Consider the following 16,522-nt stretch of genomic DNA (forward strand, 5'->3'; position numbering starts at 1 on the left):
AATCAGCCCGCGGAAAGTGCCGTCATCACGTTGCGGAATCGCTCGCCAACCGCTTCACGCTTCAGATGCTTGCCGCCGCTCACCTGTTTCTGCCCATGCACCCAGACGCAGTCGACCTTGCTGCCATTGGCAAAGATCCAGGCGTCGAGAACCGCGTCACCGGTCTTGCCGGCCAGCGAGGGGTTGTCGGCCTCGAGCGAGACGAGGTCGGCGGCTGCGCCGATGGCGATCTGCGAGGCACCGGCACCGAGCGCGGTGCCGCCGCCGTCAAGCGCGGCGTCGAACAAGGCGCGCCCGGTCGAGCCCCCGGCCACCGCAAGCACATTGCGGGCGCGATGGGCGAGGCGTTGCGAATATTCGAGCTGGCGCAATTCGTCGGGCAGGCCGATCAGCACGTTGGAATCGGAGCCGACGCCGAAGCGGCCGCCATGCTCCCTGAACAGCGGTGCGGCGAAAGTGCCGTCGCCAAGATTGGCCTCGGTGATCGGGCAGAGGCCGGCGATGGCGCCGCTTTTGGCCATGCCGATGGTCTCGGCGTCGGTCATGTGGGTGGCATGGATCAGGCACCAGCGCTGGTCGACATCTGCAGCTCCAAGCAGAAATTCGACCGGGCGCGCACCGGCCCAGGCAAGGCAGTCCTCGACTTCCTTCACCTGTTCGGCGACGTGGATGTGGATCGGCCCATTCGGCGCCAGAGCGGCGACCTCTGTCAGTTCCTCCGGCGTCGCGGCGCGCAGACTGTGCGGGGCGACGCCGACGACAGCGTGATTCAACACGCGAACCGATTCGCGGCTTTTCTCAACAAGCCGCGAGAACCGATTCACATCATTGATGAATCGCCTTTGGCCTTCATTCGGCGCGGCACCGCCGAAGGAGGAATGCGCATAAAACACCGGCAGCAGCGTCAGGCCGATGCCCGTTTCGCTGGCCGCGGCAGCAATCCGTTCCGCCATCTCGGCAAGGTTGGCATAGGGTTGTCCATCGCGGTCGTGATGCAGATAGTGAAATTCGCCGACGCGGGAAAAGCCGGCCTCCAGCATCTCGACATAGAGCTGTGCGGCAACCGCCTCGACCTGATCCGGTGTCATCGACAGCGCGAAACGGTACATCACCTCGCGCCAGCTCCAGAAACTGTCGGCGGAGGGGCCGCGAAGTTCGGCAAGCCCGGCCATGCCGCGCTGGAAGGCGTGGCTGTGCAGATTGGGCATGCCGGGCAGCACAATGGAATGACGCTCGTCGTCGGCATGCGCGGCCACGCCGGCATCGATCGCGGAAATCAGACCTCCGCTCGTGGCGATCCGTACATTATTCTGCCAGCCTCCCGGCAGGAGCACCTGTTCCGCGAAGATTGTCGTCACGCTCGTCTCCGAATCCGGTTCGCCGATAACAATAGCACTTGCAGTGCGAGTTAATATGTATATACATAATCGCCATCCTTTCAAATGGAAAAGATGATGGCTGGAGAGAGCAGGGCAGGAGGACTTCGTCTTTGGCGCAATGCGCGCCTGGCGACCATGGCCGAGAGTGCGGCGGGGCTCGGCATCGTCGAGAAGGGCGCGGTAGCGGCGCGAGATGGGCTGATCGTCTATGCGGGCGCCGAGGCTGAAATGCCGGCGGCGTTCGCGGAGGGGGAAACCGTCGACTGCGAGGACCGCTGGATCACGCCCGGCCTGATCGACTGCCACACCCATCTGGTCCATGCCGGCAACCGCGCCAACGAGTTCGAGATGCGGCTGGCCGGCGCCACCTATGAAGAGGTCGCCAGGGCCGGCGGCGGCATCGTCTCATCGGTCAAATCCTTGCGGGCCGCCAGCGAGAGCGAACTGGTCGCCCAATCGCTGCCACGCCTCGACGCGTTGATCGCCGAGGGCGTAACCACCGTTGAAGTGAAGTCGGGCTACGGCCTTGACCTTGAAAACGAGCAGAAATCGCTGCGCGCCGCCCGCCAACTGGGCGATCGGCGGCCGGCAACGATCCGAACGACTTTCCTCGGCGCCCATGCGCTGCCGCCGGAAGCCAAAGGCGACAAGGACGCCTTTATCGATCTTGTCGCCAGGGAGATTCTTCCTGCCGTCGCCGCTGAAGGACTGGCCGACGCCGTCGATGGCTTTTGCGAGGGCATAGCGTTTTCGCCGGAACAGATGGCGCGCGTCTTCAACGCCGCCAAGGCCGCGGGCCTGCCGGTCAAGCTCCATGCCGACCAGCTGTCCAATCTGCACGGCGCCGAACTCGCCGCCCGCTATGGCGCGCTGTCGGCGGATCATCTCGAATACACCGATGAAGCAGGCGCCATGGCCATGGCCAAGGCCGGGACCGTGGCGACGATCCTGCCCGGCGCTTACTACTTCATTCGCGAGACAAAGAAGCCGCCGATCGACGTGTTCCGCCGGCATGGCGTCAAGATGGCGGTCGCCACCGACAACAATCCCGGCACTTCGCCACTGACCTCGCTGCTGCTGACCATGAACATGGCGGCGACATTGTTCGGCATGACAGTCGATGAATGTCTTGCCGGCGTTACCCGCGAGGCCGCCCGCGCGCTGGGGCTGTTGAAGCAGACCGGCACGCTGGAAGCGGGAAAATCCGCCGACCTGGCGATCTGGGACATCGAGCGTCCCGCCGAACTCGTTTATCGCATGGGCTTCAATCCGCTGCATGCCCGTATCTGGAGAGGACAATGAACGAACTGACCTTGGAGCCCGGCAATGCGACGCTGGCCGACTGGCGCGCCATTTACCGTGGTGCCGTGCCGAGACTTGACGATGCTTGCCGTCCAAAAATCAAGGCGAGTGCCGAAGCGGTCGCCAGGATCGTCGCCAAGGGTGAACCTGTCTACGGCATCAACACCGGCTTCGGCAAACTGGCCAGTGTGCGCATCCCGGCCGGGGATCTCGAAACCTTGCAGCGCAACATCGTGCTGTCGCACGCCGCCGGCGTCGGCGAGCCGATGCCGGTAGCCGTTGCCCGCCTGATGATGGCGCTGAAGCTTGCCAGCCTGGCACAGGGCGCCTCCGGCGTGCGGCCCGAGACCATTCAGCTGCTCGAAGCGATGCTCGCCAACGACGTCATCCCGGTTGTGCCGGCGCAAGGCTCGGTCGGCGCGTCGGGCGATCTGGCCCCGCTGTCGCATATGACGGCGGTGATGATTGGCGTCGGCGAATGCTTTACCCCGCATGGCCGCTTCCCGGCCAAGGTCGCCTTCGTCTCGCATGGGTTGGAGCCGGTCACATTGGGCGCCAAGGAGGGGCTGGCGCTGCTCAACGGCACGCAGTTTTCGACGGCCTATGCGCTGGCCGGCCTGTTCGAGGCCGAAGTGCTCTACCAGTCGGCGCTGGTTGCGGGGGCGCTGTCGACCGACGCGGCCAAAGGTTCCGACGCGCCTTTCGATCCGCGCATTCATCTGTTGAGAAAGCACCGTGGCCAGATCGAGACGGCGGAGGCGCTGCGCAATCTGATGGCCGGCAGCGCCATCCGTGAATCGCACCGCGTCGGCGACGAGCGCGTGCAGGACCCATACTGCCTGCGTTGCCAGCCGCAGGTGATGGGCGCCGCTCTCGATGTGCTGCGCAAAGCCGCCGATACATTAGAAACCGAGGCCAATGGCGTCACCGACAATCCGCTGATCTTCGCCGAGGACGACACCGCGCTTTCCGGCGGCAACTTCCACGCCGAGCCGGTGGCTTTTGCCGCCGACATGATCGCGCTGGCCGTCTGCGAGATCGGCTCGCTTTCGGAACGCCGCATCGCCATGCTGGTCGACCCGGCGCTGTCGGGCATGCCAGCCTTCTTGACGCCGAAGCCCGGCCTGAATTCCGGTTTCATGATCCCGCAGGTGACGGCGGCTGCTCTCGTTTCGGAAAACAAGCAGAAAGCCTATCCGGCCAGCGTCGATTCGATCCCGACCTCGGCCAATCAGGAGGACCACGTTTCGATGGCCGCGCATGGCGCGCGCCGGCTGATCGGCATGGTCGAGAACGCCACGGCGGTGATCGGCATCGAACTGCTGGCTGCCGCGCAAGGCTGTGATTTCCACCAGCCGCTGGCGTCAAGCAATGCGCTGGAGGCCGTGCGCAAGCTGGTCCGGACCGAAGTGCCGCATCTGGACAATGACCGGCACTTCCACCCCGACATGGAAAAAGCCATCGCCATGGTGCGCAGCGGCGCGACCGCCAAGGCCGCTGGCGCGGTGGCGCTGCCGTCGATCGCGGGAGCGGCGTGATGGCTGCCACCCCCTGGCTCACCGTCAGGCAAGGCACGGCGCCGCTGCTGGTGTCGATCCCGCATACTGGCACCGACCTTGCCGATATAGAGAGCCGGCTTGTCTCGACCTGGCTCGGTCGGCGCGACTGCGACTGGTGGATCGACAAGCTCTATGATTTCGCGGCCGACCTTGGCGCCACCATCGTGCACACCGCCATCTCGCGCACTGTCATCGACGTCAACCGCGATCCTTCCGGCGCCTCGCTCTATCCAGGCCAGGCGACCACCACGCTTTGCCCGACCGACACGTTCGACGGCGATCCGCTCTATCGCATGGGCGAGGAGCCGACCCCGTCCGAGATCGACCAGCGCCGCGAGTCCTATTTCAAGCCCTACCATGCCGCCCTTAAGGCCGAGATCGACCGGCTGCGCGGTATGCATGAAAACATCGTGCTCTACGATTGCCATTCGATCCGCTCGGTGCTGCCGCGCCTGTTCGAAGGCACGCTGCCGGTATTCAACCTTGGCACCAATGACGGCAAGAGCACGGGTCCGGTGCTGCAGCAGAAGGTAGCCGGCATCCTCGCGGCGACTGGCGAGAGCTGGGTGGTCAATGGCCGCTTCAAGGGAGGCTCGATCACGCGCACCTTCGGCCAGCCGCAAAACGGCGTTCACGCGCTACAGATGGAACTCGCCAACCGCGGCTATATGCGCGAGCCGGCGGAGAAGGGTTCGCCGGAGAATTGGCCGGTTCCCTACGATCCGACTTATGCCGCTCCAATCCGCGCCACGCTGAAGCAGATTCTCGAAACCGCCATTGACTGGGCCGGTCGCTGACGCGCCGCCATCCGAAAGGGACAATGATGACCAATCCTCGCCACAACATTCGCGAAGTCCGCGCGCCACGCGGTGACAAGCTCAATGCCCGGTATTGGACGACCGAGGCGCCGCTGCGCATGCTTATGAACAACCTCGATCCCGACGTTGCCGAAAACCCCAACGAACTGGTCGTCTATGGCGGCATCGGGCGGGCGGCGCGCACCTGGAACGATTTCGACCGCATCGTCGCTTCGCTGAAGACGCTCGGCGAGGACGAGACGCTGCTGGTGCAGTCGGGCAAGCCGGTCGGTGTGTTCCGCACCCATCCGGATGCGCCGCGCGTGCTGATCGCCAACTCCAACCTGGTGCCGCACTGGGCAACCTGGGAGAAATTCAACGAGCTCGATAAGAAGGGCCTGATGATGTACGGCCAGATGACGGCCGGCTCCTGGATATACATCGGCACGCAGGGCATCGTGCAGGGCACCTATGAGACCTTCGTCGAGGCCGGCCGCCAGCATTATGGCGGCGACCTCAAGGGCAAATGGATCCTGACCGGCGGTCTCGGCGGTATGGGCGGCGCCCAGCCGCTCGCGGCCGTCATGGCCGGCGCCTGCTGCCTGGCGATCGAATGCAACCCGGATTCGATCGATTTCCGCTTGCGCACCCGCTATGTCGACGAGAAGGCCGAGACGCTCGACGAGGCGATGGAAATGATCGAACGCTGGACCAAGGCTGGCGAGGCGAAGTCCGTCGGCCTGCTCGGCAATGCCGCCGAGATCGTACCCGAGATGTTCCGGCGTGGCATCCGCCCCGATATGGTCACCGACCAGACTTCGGCTCACGACCCCATCAATGGCTATCTGCCGAAGGGCTGGACCATGGCTGAGTGGCGCGAGAAGCGTGTCAGCGATCCGAAGGCGGTGGAGAAGGCGGCGCGCGCTTCGATGCGCGAACATGTCGAGGCGATGGTGGCGTTCTGGAATGCGGGCGTGCCGACGCTCGACTACGGCAACAACATACGCCAGGTGGCCCTGGAAGAAGGTTTTGAGAACGCCTTCGCCTTCCCCGGCTTTGTGCCGGCCTATATTCGCCCGCTGTTCTGTCGCGGCATCGGTCCATTCCGCTGGGCAGCCCTTTCCGGCGATCCGGAGGATATCTACAAGACCGACGCCAAGGTGCGCGAGCTGACCCCCGGCAATACCCATCTGCACAACTGGCTGGACATGGCGCGCGAGCGCATCGCCTTTCAAGGGTTGCCGGCGCGCATCTGCTGGGTTGGCCTCGGCGATCGCCACCGACTCGGTTTGGCCTTCAACGAGATGGTGGCCAAGGGCGAGCTCAAGGCCCCGGTCGTCATCGGCCGCGACCACCTCGATTCCGGCTCGGTCGCCTCGCCGAACCGTGAGACCGAGGCGATGAAAGACGGGTCCGACGCCATCTCCGACTGGCCGCTGCTCAACGCGCTGCTCAACACGGCATCGGGCGCAACCTGGGTGTCGCTGCATCATGGGGGCGGCGTCGGCATGGGCTTCTCGCAGCATGCCGGCATGGTCATCGTCGCCGATGGCACGTCCGAGGCGGCAAAGCGGCTGGAGCGCGTGCTGTGGAACGACCCGGCGACCGGTGTCATGCGCCATGCCGATGCCGGGTACGAGATCGCCATCGAATGCGCCAAGGAGCACCAGCTCAACCTGCCCGGCATTCTCGGATAACAGGCTGACGTCATGCGCGTCCTGCGGGCAGCCGAATACAAGTCGATGCCGTGGAAGAACGGCGGCGGGGTGACGACGGAAATCGCCGTCTCTCCCGCTGGCGCCGGGCTCGACGAGTTCGACTGGCGCGTGTCGATGGCCCGCGTCGAAAGCAGCGGGCCATTTTCCAGTTTTGCCGGCGTCGACCGCACGCTGTCGGTGCTGGAAGGCGAGGGGATCGCGCTTGATATCACCGGCCAGCCGGCGACACGGCTGGCGCCGGCTTCCGCGCCTTTTTCCTTCCCAGCCGACCTGCCCACGCGTGCCGCCTTGATCGCCGGCCCGATCGCAGACCTCAACGTCATGACTCGCCGCGGCCGCATGCTGCATTCGGTCGAACGCCTGGCGATTTCGCGGCCTGTGGAAATCGCGACCCGGGCCGGTTCGACCCTCATCCTTTGTCACGATGGCGAAGCCGTTTTCCCCGACGCCGGGCCAATTCGCCTCGGGCCTCTCGACACGCTGCTGCTCGGGCCGGACGCTTCGGTCCTGCGGGCCGAGCCCGCCCGGAATGCGACGCTGTTCGTGGTCCGGATAGCCGCTGCGCCCTGATACCTTCGCGCTAACGGTTACCGCCTGTTTCCAAACATGATCGCGATGTCGGCGAAATATAGCGTAAGCTGTCGGCGGCATCACGAAAAAGCCTGAATCCTCGCCGCCGATCAGTGCCGACGGGAGCGAGGGGCGCTCGTCTTTGAATCTTGTCGAGAGATGACGCTCTGTCGTGGTGCGGAAACAAACTTTCGGCAAGTGGGATTATGCAACCAATTGCATTTGAATCGGTTTTAGGGCCATTGCCGTGGCGGTGACGCCGCTGAGTGCTCCGCTTACGGATTTTCAATGAATATTCAGACGAACCCAGCCCAGATCGAGAAGACAAGCGCGAGCTTCCCGGCCATTACGGAAGAGCCGATAAGATCGACATTCCTGCCGGAGGAACGCCTCCGGCTGCTTGGCGAAAGCCTGGCAAAGGGGGACCTCGCCGACCTGTTCGGCCTCATGCCATTCGATTTCCAGGCCCGCATCCGCGACAGCGCCAAGAAGATCCTCGAAGTCTATCGCTCGACCAATGCGGCGCAGGCCAAGGGCGAGACGATCACTCCGGCCGCCCAATGGCTGCTCGACAACAACTATCTGGTCGAGGAGACCATTTTCCAGGTCAAGCGCGACCTGCCGCGCCGCTTCTATCGTCAGCTGCCGACGCTGAAGCTGCCCGATGGCGGCACCGTGCCGCGCGCGTTGGCGCTGGCCTGGACCTATGTGGCGCATTCGGACAGTTCCGTCTCGGCGACGATGTTCAAGGCGATCGTCCAGGGTTTTCAGTCGGTCGAGCCGCTGAAGATCGGTGAACTCTGGGCGCTGCCGTCGCTCCTGCGCTTCGTGCTGATAGAAAATCTCCGCCGGCTGGCCGTCAGGGTCAATCGCACCCGCCAGATGCGCCAGATCGCCAACGAGGTGGCCGACAAGGTGCTGGCGACCGACGACAGCGCTGACCGGCAGGCGATCCTGGCCAATTTCAGCATGCACGCCCAGGACACCACCTTTGCCACCCAGCTTCTCTACCGCTTGCGCGATGGATCGCAGAACGCCGGCAAGGCCCTGGAATGGCTGGAAGGCGAGCTTGAGAAGACCGGCTCCGATGCCGAGGAGATCATCATCTCCGAGCATCACACGCTGTCCAGCGGCAATGTGACGACCGGCAACATCATCCGCGGCCTGCGCCTCATCAACGACGTCGACTGGACGGTGTGGTTCGAAGGCGTCAGCCGCATCGATACCGTGCTGCGCGAGCGCACCGATTTCGCCGCGCTCGACTTCTTCTCGCGCGACCAATACCGGACCGCGATCGAGGAATTGGCGCGCCGCTCGAGCCTGTCGGAATACCGCGTCGCCGAAAAGGCGATAGAATTGGCCGGTCATGCCGTCGGTGAGACCACGTTGGTCGGTAGCGAAGGCAGTGATGCCCCTGTCGCATCCGCCCATACCGATGTCGGGTTTTATCTCGTTGGCCCGCGCCGGCTGGAGCTGGAAAGGGCGATCGGCTATCGGCCGACCGTCAGCCAGACGGTCAAGCGGACCTTCGCCAAGACCGGATGGCTTGGCATCGTCCTGCCGGTCTTCGCGCTGACCGTGCTGCTGCTCGTGCTTTCGGGCAATGCGCTGGCCAATCTCGGCCTGTCGGTGCCGTCGATCGTGCTGATGCTGGCGCTATTCGCCGTGCCGGCGAGCGAGGGCGCACTCGCCTTCTTCAACACCGTGGTCTCATTGTTCCTCAAGCCGACACGCCTGATCGGCTATGACTACAGGCACGGCGTGCCGCCAGAAGCGCGCACGCTGGTGGTTGTGCCGTCGCTGATCGGCTCGCGCGACGATGTCGAGGAAAACATCCGCAACATCGAAGTGCATTACCTTGCCAATCTGGCGGACGAGATCCATTTCGCGCTTCTGTCGGACTGGCCCGACAGCAAGATCGAGATCGATGCGGCGGACACCGAAATCCTCGAATATGCCCGCGCCGAGATCGCCCGTCTCAACGCCCGCTATCCCTCGGAAGGCGCGCCGCGCTTCTACATCCTGCATCGCCGTCGGCTCTTCAATGCGGCTCAAGGGTCCTGGATGGGCTGGGAGCGCAAGCGTGGCAAGCTGCACGAGCTCGACCTGCTGCTGCGCGGCGACAGTGACACCACATTCCTGCCGCTCGATGTGCCGCTGCCGGAAAAAGTCGTCCATGTGATGACGCTGGATGCCGATACGCGCACCACCCGTGATGCCGTATCGAGCCTTGTCGGCAAGCTTTGCCATCCGCTCAACCGCCCGCATTTCGACGCGACCAAGCGCGTCGTCACCGCTGGCTATACGATCCTGCAGCCACGCATCACGGCCTCGCTCACCAGTGGCGACGAGGCTTCGTTCTTCCAGCGCGTCTTCTCGGCCAATCGCGGCCTCGACCCGTATGTCTTCGCCGTCTCGGACCTCTATCAGGATGTGTTCGGCGACGGGTCCTTCACCGGCAAGGGCCTCTACCATGTCGATGCCTTCGAGGCGGCCCTGCAGGGCCGCATCGAGGAAAACACCATCCTCAGCCATGATCTGCTCGAAGGCGCGCTGGCGCGTGCCGCGCTGGTCACCGACGTCGAACTGGTCGAGGACTACCCGACCCGCTACTCGGTCGACGCCTCTCGCCACCATCGCTGGGCACGCGGCGACTGGCAGCTGCTGGGCTTCATCCTCGATCCGCGTTCGGGCGTTCCGGCCCTGTCGCGCTGGAAGATGGTCGACAATCTGCGCCGTTCGCTGACACCGATCTTCTGGGTGATGGCGGCGATCGCCGGCTGGACGCTGCTGCCTTTCACACAGGCCGCGCAATGGCAGGCTTTGCTGATCCTCAGCCTGTTCATGGCGCCGACCTTCGACGTGGTCAACGCCATCCTGCCCAAGAGCGGCGACCAGACGCCGCGCGGCCATTTCTCCGCGCTCGCGCGCGACGTCGCCTTCGGCACCGCCATGGTGGCGTTGAAAATCGTGCTGATGGCGCACAATGCCTGGATGATGGGCGACGCCATCGTGCGCACGCTTTACCGGCTGTTCGTCAGCCGCCAGAACCTCCTAGAATGGCGCACCGCCTCGCAGGCACACAAGGCCGGCGATAACGACGTCGGCTCTTACTATGGCATGATGTATGGCGCCGTGATCGTCGGCTTCGTCGGTCTCGCCATTCCGGTGCTGGCCGATTCCACCGGTGCCTTCGTCGCCTTCTTCTTCGCCCTGTTCTGGATCGGCTCGCCGGCGATCGCCAGCTGGATCAGCCGCTCGGCCGAAACCGAGGATCGCCTGCGCATATCGCAGGCCGATATCCATGCGCTACGCACGGTGGCGCGGCGCACCTGGCACTATTTCGAGACCTTCGTCACGGCAGAGCATCACAATCTGCCGCCGGACAATTTCCAGGAAAGCCCGGCACCGGTCGTGGCGCCGCGCACCTCGCCGACCAATATCGGCGTCTATCTTCTATCGATCGTCTCGGCGCGCGATTTCGGCTGGATCAGCCTGTCCGATGCCATCACCCGCATCGATGCGACGATGACGACCATAGAGAGCATGCCGCGCAACCGCGGCCATCTCTTCAACTGGTACGACACCACGACGCTGAAGCCGCTCTACCCGCTCTATATTTCGGCCGTCGACAGCGGCAATCTCGCCGGCCATCTCGTGGCGGTGGCGGCTGCCTGTGCCGAGTGGGCGGAAGCGCCTTCCGTCCATCTCCAGGGCGATTTCGAAGGCATTCTCGACACGGTGACCATTCTCAGCGAAAGCCTGGACGAGTTGCCCGACGATCGCCGCCAGCTGCGGCCTCTGCGCCAGCGTCTCGTTGACCGTCTGGATGGCATGCGGCGCGCCGTCGACACGATCAAGGCGCAACCGGAAATGGCCTCGATCCGTACCATCAACCTGGCGGTTCTGGCGGGCGAGATCCGCAAGCTGGCCACCGCCATCCACACCGAGGCGGCATCGGCCCAGAGCGACGTCATCGTCGATTGGGCGGCGAGGCTGGAAGCCACGTGCGAGGCGCATGTCCACGACGCCCACAGCGACGACAACGCCGTCGAAGCGCTGCGCGCCAAGCTCTTGACCCTGCGCGAGCGCACGCGCCGCTTCGCCTTCGAGATGGAGTTCGCCTTCCTGATGCGGCCGGAGCGCAAGCTGCTGTCGATCGGTTACCGGGTCGAGGAACACCAGCTCGACGAAAGCTGCTACGACCTTCTCGCCTCCGAGGCGCGGCTGACCAGCCTGTTCGCCATCGCCAAGGGCGACCTGCCGACCGAGCACTGGTTCCGGCTCGGCCGCCCGATCGTCGAGATCGGCTTCCAGGGCGCTTTGATGTCCTGGTCGGGCTCGATGTTCGAGTATCTGATGCCGCCGCTGGTGATGAAGGAGCCGCAAGGCAGTATCCTGAACCAGACCAGCAAGCTGATCATCAAGCGCCAGATCCAGTATGGCCGTCAGAAGAACGTGCCGTGGGGCATTTCGGAGGCGGCTTACAACGCCCGCGACCGGGAACTGACCTACCAGTACACCAATTTCGGCGTGCCCGGCCTTGGCCTGAAGCGCGGTCTTGGGCAGAATACGGTGATCGCGCCTTACGCCACCATCCTGGCGGCGCAGTTTAACCCGCGTGAAGCCGTGCAGAATCTCGCGCGTCTGCGCGAGATCGGGGCGCTTGGCCGCCATGGCTACTATGATGCCGTCGACTTCACGCCGCAGCGCGTGCCGGAAGGCACCAACCATGCCGTGGTGCAGAATTACATGGCCCACCATTCCGGCATGTCGATCGCCGCCGTCGCCGACGCCATCTTCGAAGGTCGCCTGCGCGATCGCTTCCACAGCGATCCGGTGATCGAATCGGCTGAACTGCTGCTGCAGGAGAGGGCGCCGCGCGATATCCCGACGGCGACCGTGCGCACCGAGGCGGACGAGCGCGCCAAGGACGAGACCGAAACCGAGAGCCCCGACACCCGCATCGTGCTCGATCCCTTGCGGGCATTGCGTTCCACCAATGTGATGTCGAACGGCCGCTATTCGGTGATGGTCACCGCGACCGGCTCCGGCTACAGCCACTGGGGCGATCTTTCCGTCACCCGCTGGCAACCCGACCCTGTCGAGGATCGGCTTGGCTCCTACACCTTCTTGCGTGATGCAGCCACTGGCGATTGGTGGTCGGCGACGTCAGAGCCCAAGCGTGCGACCGAGGAAAGGACGCAGACCCTGTTTTCCGACGACAAGGCGAGCTTCGTCAAAACGGTCGGCACGCTGCGCTCCGAGGTTGAATGCATCGTCATCTCCGAAGGCAATGGCGAAGGCCGGCGCGTCACACTTTTCAACGAGGGCCCCGCAGACCGTCATATCGAGGTGACCTCCTTTGCCGAGCTGGTGCTGGGTTCGGAGGCCTCCGACAACGCACATCCGGCCTTCTCGAAGATGTTCGTGGAGACGGAAATCGCCGCCAACAATGGCGCGATCTTCGCCACGCGCCGCAAGCGTGAAACCAGTGAGCCCGATGTCATCCTGGTGCATTTCGTCACCGATCCGTCCGGGCCGGCGCGCGATGCCGAGGCCGAGACCGACAGGCGCGCCTTCATCGGCCGAGGCCGCACCATCGTCGATGCAGCCGCCTTCGATCCAGGCGCCAGGCTCGGCGGCCATTCCGGCTTCACGCTCGATCCCATCGCTTCGCTGCGCCGCCAGGTGCGCGTGCCCGCCAACAAGAAGATCTCGCTGACCTTCTGGACCGTGGTCGGAGCCAACCGCGCCGAACTGGTGGAGGCCATCAACCGGCTCGACCATCAGGAGAGCTTTGCACGCCAGGCCATGCTCGCCTGGACGCGCAGCCAGGTACAGACCCGCCATATGGGCCTCAGCCTGACCGACGCCGCCAACGTGCAGAAACTGGCGCGTTATCTGATCTATCCGGATTCATTCCTGCGCCTGCCCGCTGAATCCATCGCCTCCGGCCTCGGCAAGCAGTCAAGCCTGTGGCCGACCAGCATTTCGGGCGATTTCCCGATCTTCCTGGTCAGGATCGGCGACGTGGCCGACCTGGAGATCGTTGCCCAGGCGCTGCGCTTCCAGGAATATATGCGCACCCGTGGTATGATGATCGACTTCGTCGTCGTCAACGAGCAGGCCTCGTCTTACGTCCAGGATCTGCAGCGTGCGGTCGAGACGCTGTGCGAAAACAGCCGTTTGCGCGGCAAGGAGCTTGGGCCGAGACAGCACATTTTCGCGGTGCGCCGGGATCTGATGGAAGAAACCACCTACAAGACGCTGCTCGCCGTTGCCCGGGTGGTGCTGCATACGCGCAACGGCACCATCTTCGATCAGATCGAGCGGGCCGAGGCGGCTGCCCTGCAGGCGCGCGACGGACTGGTGCCCGCCGGATTGCTGGCTCCGCGCGAAATTCAAGCGACGGCTCCGATCGCGCATGCACATGCCTCGCAAGCCGTGGCGGTTGCCAGCGCCGATGGCTCCGGCCTCAGCCAGTGGAATGGTTTCGGCGGTTTCGACGGCGACGGACGGCACTATGTGGTGCGGCTGCCTGGCCGGCGCACCACACCGCAGCCCTGGATCAATGTCGTCTCCAACGCTTCTTTCGGCTTCCACACTTCGGCCGAGGGGGCTGCCTTCACCTGGAGCCGCAACAGCCGCGACTACCAGTTGACGCCGTGGTCGAATGATCCGGTTTCCAACAGGCCGGGCGAGGGCATCTACATCTATGATCAGGCCAGCGGCCGGGCGTTCTCGCCACTCGCCGCGGTGGTGCGCGATCCCTCGGTGACCTACGAAGCCTGGCACGGCCAGGGTTTCTCGACCTTCCGCGCCAAGCGTGGGGCCTTGTCGATGGACCTGACTCATGTCGTCGATCCGGTCGATCCGGTGAAGATCACACGGCTGCGCATCCAGAATTCCGGCTCGGTGCCGGCGCGGCTGCGCGTCTATGCCTATGCCGAATGGGTGCTTGGCGGGCATCGGTCCCGCACCGCGGCAACCATCGTCCCGTCCCGCGACGGGGCGACCGGCGCGTTGCTGGCGCAAAATCCCTACGGGCTCGATTTCAGCGAGCGGGTGGCTTTCCTTGCCGCCGATGCCGGCGTCCACTCGGTGACGGCCGACCGCTCGGAGTTCCTCGGCCGGCATGGTTCCAGCGAGCTGCCGCAGGCGGTGCTGAGCGGTGCGGCGCTCTCGGGCCGCGTCGAAGCCGGAGACGATCCTTGCGCGGCGATTGCCCGCGACATCGAAATCCCGGCCGGCGGCGACGTCACGCTGCTCTGGCTGCTCGGCGATGCCGAGTCCTCGGCTCATGCGAGCGCCTTGGTGCAGAAGCACCGGGGCAAGGATTTCGATCAGCGCCTAGCCGACAATGAGCGCGAGTGGCGCGGCTTCCTCGACACCATCCAGGTCGAGACGCCGGATAAGGCGCTCGATGCCATGGTCAATCACTGGCTGCCCTATCAAAGCCTTGCCTGCCGCGTCCGGGCCCGCTCGGCCTTTTATCAGGCAAGCGGCGCCTTTGGCTTCCGCGATCAGTTGCAGGACACGCTGGCGCTGCTGGCGCATGATCCGACGCTGGCACGCGACCAGATACTCAACGCCGCACGGCGGCAGTTCCCGGAAGGCGACGTGCAGCATTGGTGGCTGCCGCGCACCGGAGCCGGCGTGCGCACCATGATCTCCGACGACGTGGTCTGGCTGGCCCACGCCACGGCGCGCTATCTCTCGGTGACCGGCGACGCCGGCATCCTGAAGGAGCAATTGCCTTTCATCGACGGGCAGGCGCTGGGCGAGGGGGAGCACGACGCGTTCTTCACCCCGGAAATATCGAAGAGGACGGTGTCGCTTTACGACCATTGCGCGCGTGCGCTCGACTTGGCCATCAAGCGCAGCAGTCCCGCCGGTCTGCCGCTGATCCTTGGCGGCGACTGGAACGACGGCATGAACCGTGTCGGCGAGCACGGCAAGGGCGAGAGCGTGTGGCTCGGCTGGTTCCTGCTGAAGACGCTGGGTGACTTCGCCGCCGTCGCCAAGAGCGAAGGCGACAACAAGCGCGCCCAGGCCTGGGTCAAGCATGCCGAGGCCCTGAAGCGGGCTCTTGAAAGCACGGCGTGGGACGGCGAATGGTACCGGCGCGGCAGTTTCGATGACGGCACGCCGCTGGGTTCCCGCACGTCGCAGGAGTGCAAGATCGACTCCATCGCCCAGTCCTGGAGCGTGCTTTCGGGCGAGGGCGACCCGGCGCGATCGACAACGGCGATGCAGCAGGCGACAAACCTGCTCGTCGACGACCAGCTCAAGATCGTCAAACTGTTCACGCCGCCTTTTTCGAAGACGGACAAGGATCCCGGCTACATCAAGAGCTATCCGCCCGGCGTGCGTGAGAATGGCGGCCAGTACACTCACGCCGCCACCTGGTTCGTCATCGCACTCGCGGAGATGGGGCTGACCGACGAAGCCTATCGCTGTTTCTCGATGCTGAACCCGGTCAACCATGCGTTCGACGAGGCTTCGGCCGAGCACTACCGCGTGGAACCTTATGTGGTCGCGGCCGATATCTATGCCGGAGACGGCAGTGCAGTCGGTAACAAGGGCGGGCGTGGCGGCTGGACGTGGTACACAGGCTCGGCGGGCTGGCTATACCGCGCCGCGGTCGAAGGCATCCTCGGCATCGAGCGGCGCGGAAAGCAGATCACGTTCCGGCCCAAACTGCCCAGCCATTGGGATGGCTATGAAGCCTCGCTCAACATGCTGGGCGCCGAGATCAAGGTTCATGTCGTTCGCGACAAAAAGACCAAGACGATCTCGCTTGAAGTCGATGGTTCAAAAACAAAGTCGGCGTCCTTCGAGCCCAAAGCTGGTGGTAAAATCGACGTCATCGTCAAGATACCGGCATAATATCAACAGTTTGGATCAAAAGATCGCGCGTCCTCCTGGGCGCGCGAAACCGACTCCTGTTTACTTGCGCCCGATCTGTGACGGTGTCCGTCAAACACGCCCGGATCCGACTGCGCAGGCCTGTGGTGCTTAAAAATGTGGCAGTGCTCGGATACTGCCATGATTTTGCCGCAAGGCTGACATTTCACCTTTTATCTCAAACCGTTAGGTGATCACGTCAGATTTCGTACCGTCGTCATCTTTTGTTCGCTATATGGGAACGGAAGCGATAGACGAGCATTGTTTTGCGACGCATCAACCGTTAC

The 16,522-nt window shown here is 64.3% G+C and carries 7 protein-coding genes; 6 read left to right on the forward strand and 1 reads right to left on the reverse strand.

What is annotated here, in order from left to right:
- Positions 1-2: 2 nt before the first annotated feature.
- Positions 3-1,358, reverse strand: a complete 1,356-nt coding sequence (locus tag FJ958_RS01345; protein ID WP_140738410.1) for a formimidoylglutamate deiminase — start codon at positions 1,356-1,358, stop codon at positions 3-5.
- Between the two features lie 96 nt (positions 1,359-1,454).
- Here FJ958_RS01345 and hutI point away from each other — a divergent pair, with 96 nt between their 5' ends.
- The 6 genes from hutI (at position 1,455) to FJ958_RS01375 (ending at position 16,217) form a co-directional block, all read left to right on the forward strand.
- Complete coding sequence (gene hutI, locus FJ958_RS01350; protein WP_140738413.1) at positions 1,455-2,681, forward strand: imidazolonepropionase; 1,227 nt, start codon at positions 1,455-1,457, stop codon at positions 2,679-2,681.
- Positions 2,678-4,219 (forward strand): histidine ammonia-lyase, encoded by a 1,542-nt coding sequence (hutH, locus tag FJ958_RS01355; RefSeq protein ID WP_140738416.1) that lies wholly within the window; start codon positions 2,678-2,680, stop codon positions 4,217-4,219. The genes hutI and hutH overlap by 4 nt, the downstream gene beginning before the upstream one ends.
- Complete coding sequence (gene hutG, locus FJ958_RS01360; RefSeq protein ID WP_140738419.1) at positions 4,219-5,037, forward strand: N-formylglutamate deformylase; 819 nt, start codon at positions 4,219-4,221, stop codon at positions 5,035-5,037. Before hutH ends, hutG begins: the two co-directional genes overlap by 1 nt.
- A gap of 23 nt (positions 5,038-5,060) precedes the next feature.
- Entirely contained in the window at positions 5,061-6,734 is a 1,674-nt protein-coding gene (gene hutU / locus FJ958_RS01365; RefSeq protein WP_181176249.1) for a urocanate hydratase, read from the forward strand.
- Between the two features lie 12 nt (positions 6,735-6,746).
- Complete coding sequence (locus tag FJ958_RS01370) at positions 6,747-7,325, forward strand: HutD family protein (protein WP_140738422.1); 579 nt, start codon at positions 6,747-6,749, stop codon at positions 7,323-7,325.
- Positions 7,326-7,613: 288 nt separating this feature from the next.
- Positions 7,614-16,217 carry a glucoamylase family protein gene (locus FJ958_RS01375; protein WP_140738425.1) on the forward strand — a complete coding sequence of 2,868 codons (8,604 nt, stop codon included), beginning with the start codon at positions 7,614-7,616 and terminating at the stop codon, positions 16,215-16,217.
- Positions 16,218-16,522: the final 305 nt, after the last annotated feature.

Source organism: Mesorhizobium sp. B2-3-5 (genome assembly GCF_006442395.1).
In the GTDB taxonomy this organism is placed as follows: domain Bacteria; phylum Pseudomonadota; class Alphaproteobacteria; order Rhizobiales; family Rhizobiaceae; genus Mesorhizobium.

Bases quoted from the DNA above. Each gene is read 5' to 3' on its own strand.
- hutG (WP_140738419.1), top strand. From the start codon at position 4,219: ATGGCTGCCACCCCCTGGCTCACCGTCAGGCAAGGCACGGCGCCGCTG.
- hutU (WP_181176249.1), top strand. From the start codon at position 5,061: ATGATGACCAATCCTCGCCACAACATTCGCGAAGTCCGCGCGCCACGC.
- hutI (WP_140738413.1), top strand. From the start codon at position 1,455: ATGGCTGGAGAGAGCAGGGCAGGAGGACTTCGTCTTTGGCGCAATGCG.
- FJ958_RS01375 (WP_140738425.1), top strand. From the start codon at position 7,614: ATGAATATTCAGACGAACCCAGCCCAGATCGAGAAGACAAGCGCGAGC.
- hutH (WP_140738416.1), top strand. From the start codon at position 2,678: ATGAACGAACTGACCTTGGAGCCCGGCAATGCGACGCTGGCCGACTGG.
- FJ958_RS01370 (WP_140738422.1), top strand. From the start codon at position 6,747: ATGCGCGTCCTGCGGGCAGCCGAATACAAGTCGATGCCGTGGAAGAAC.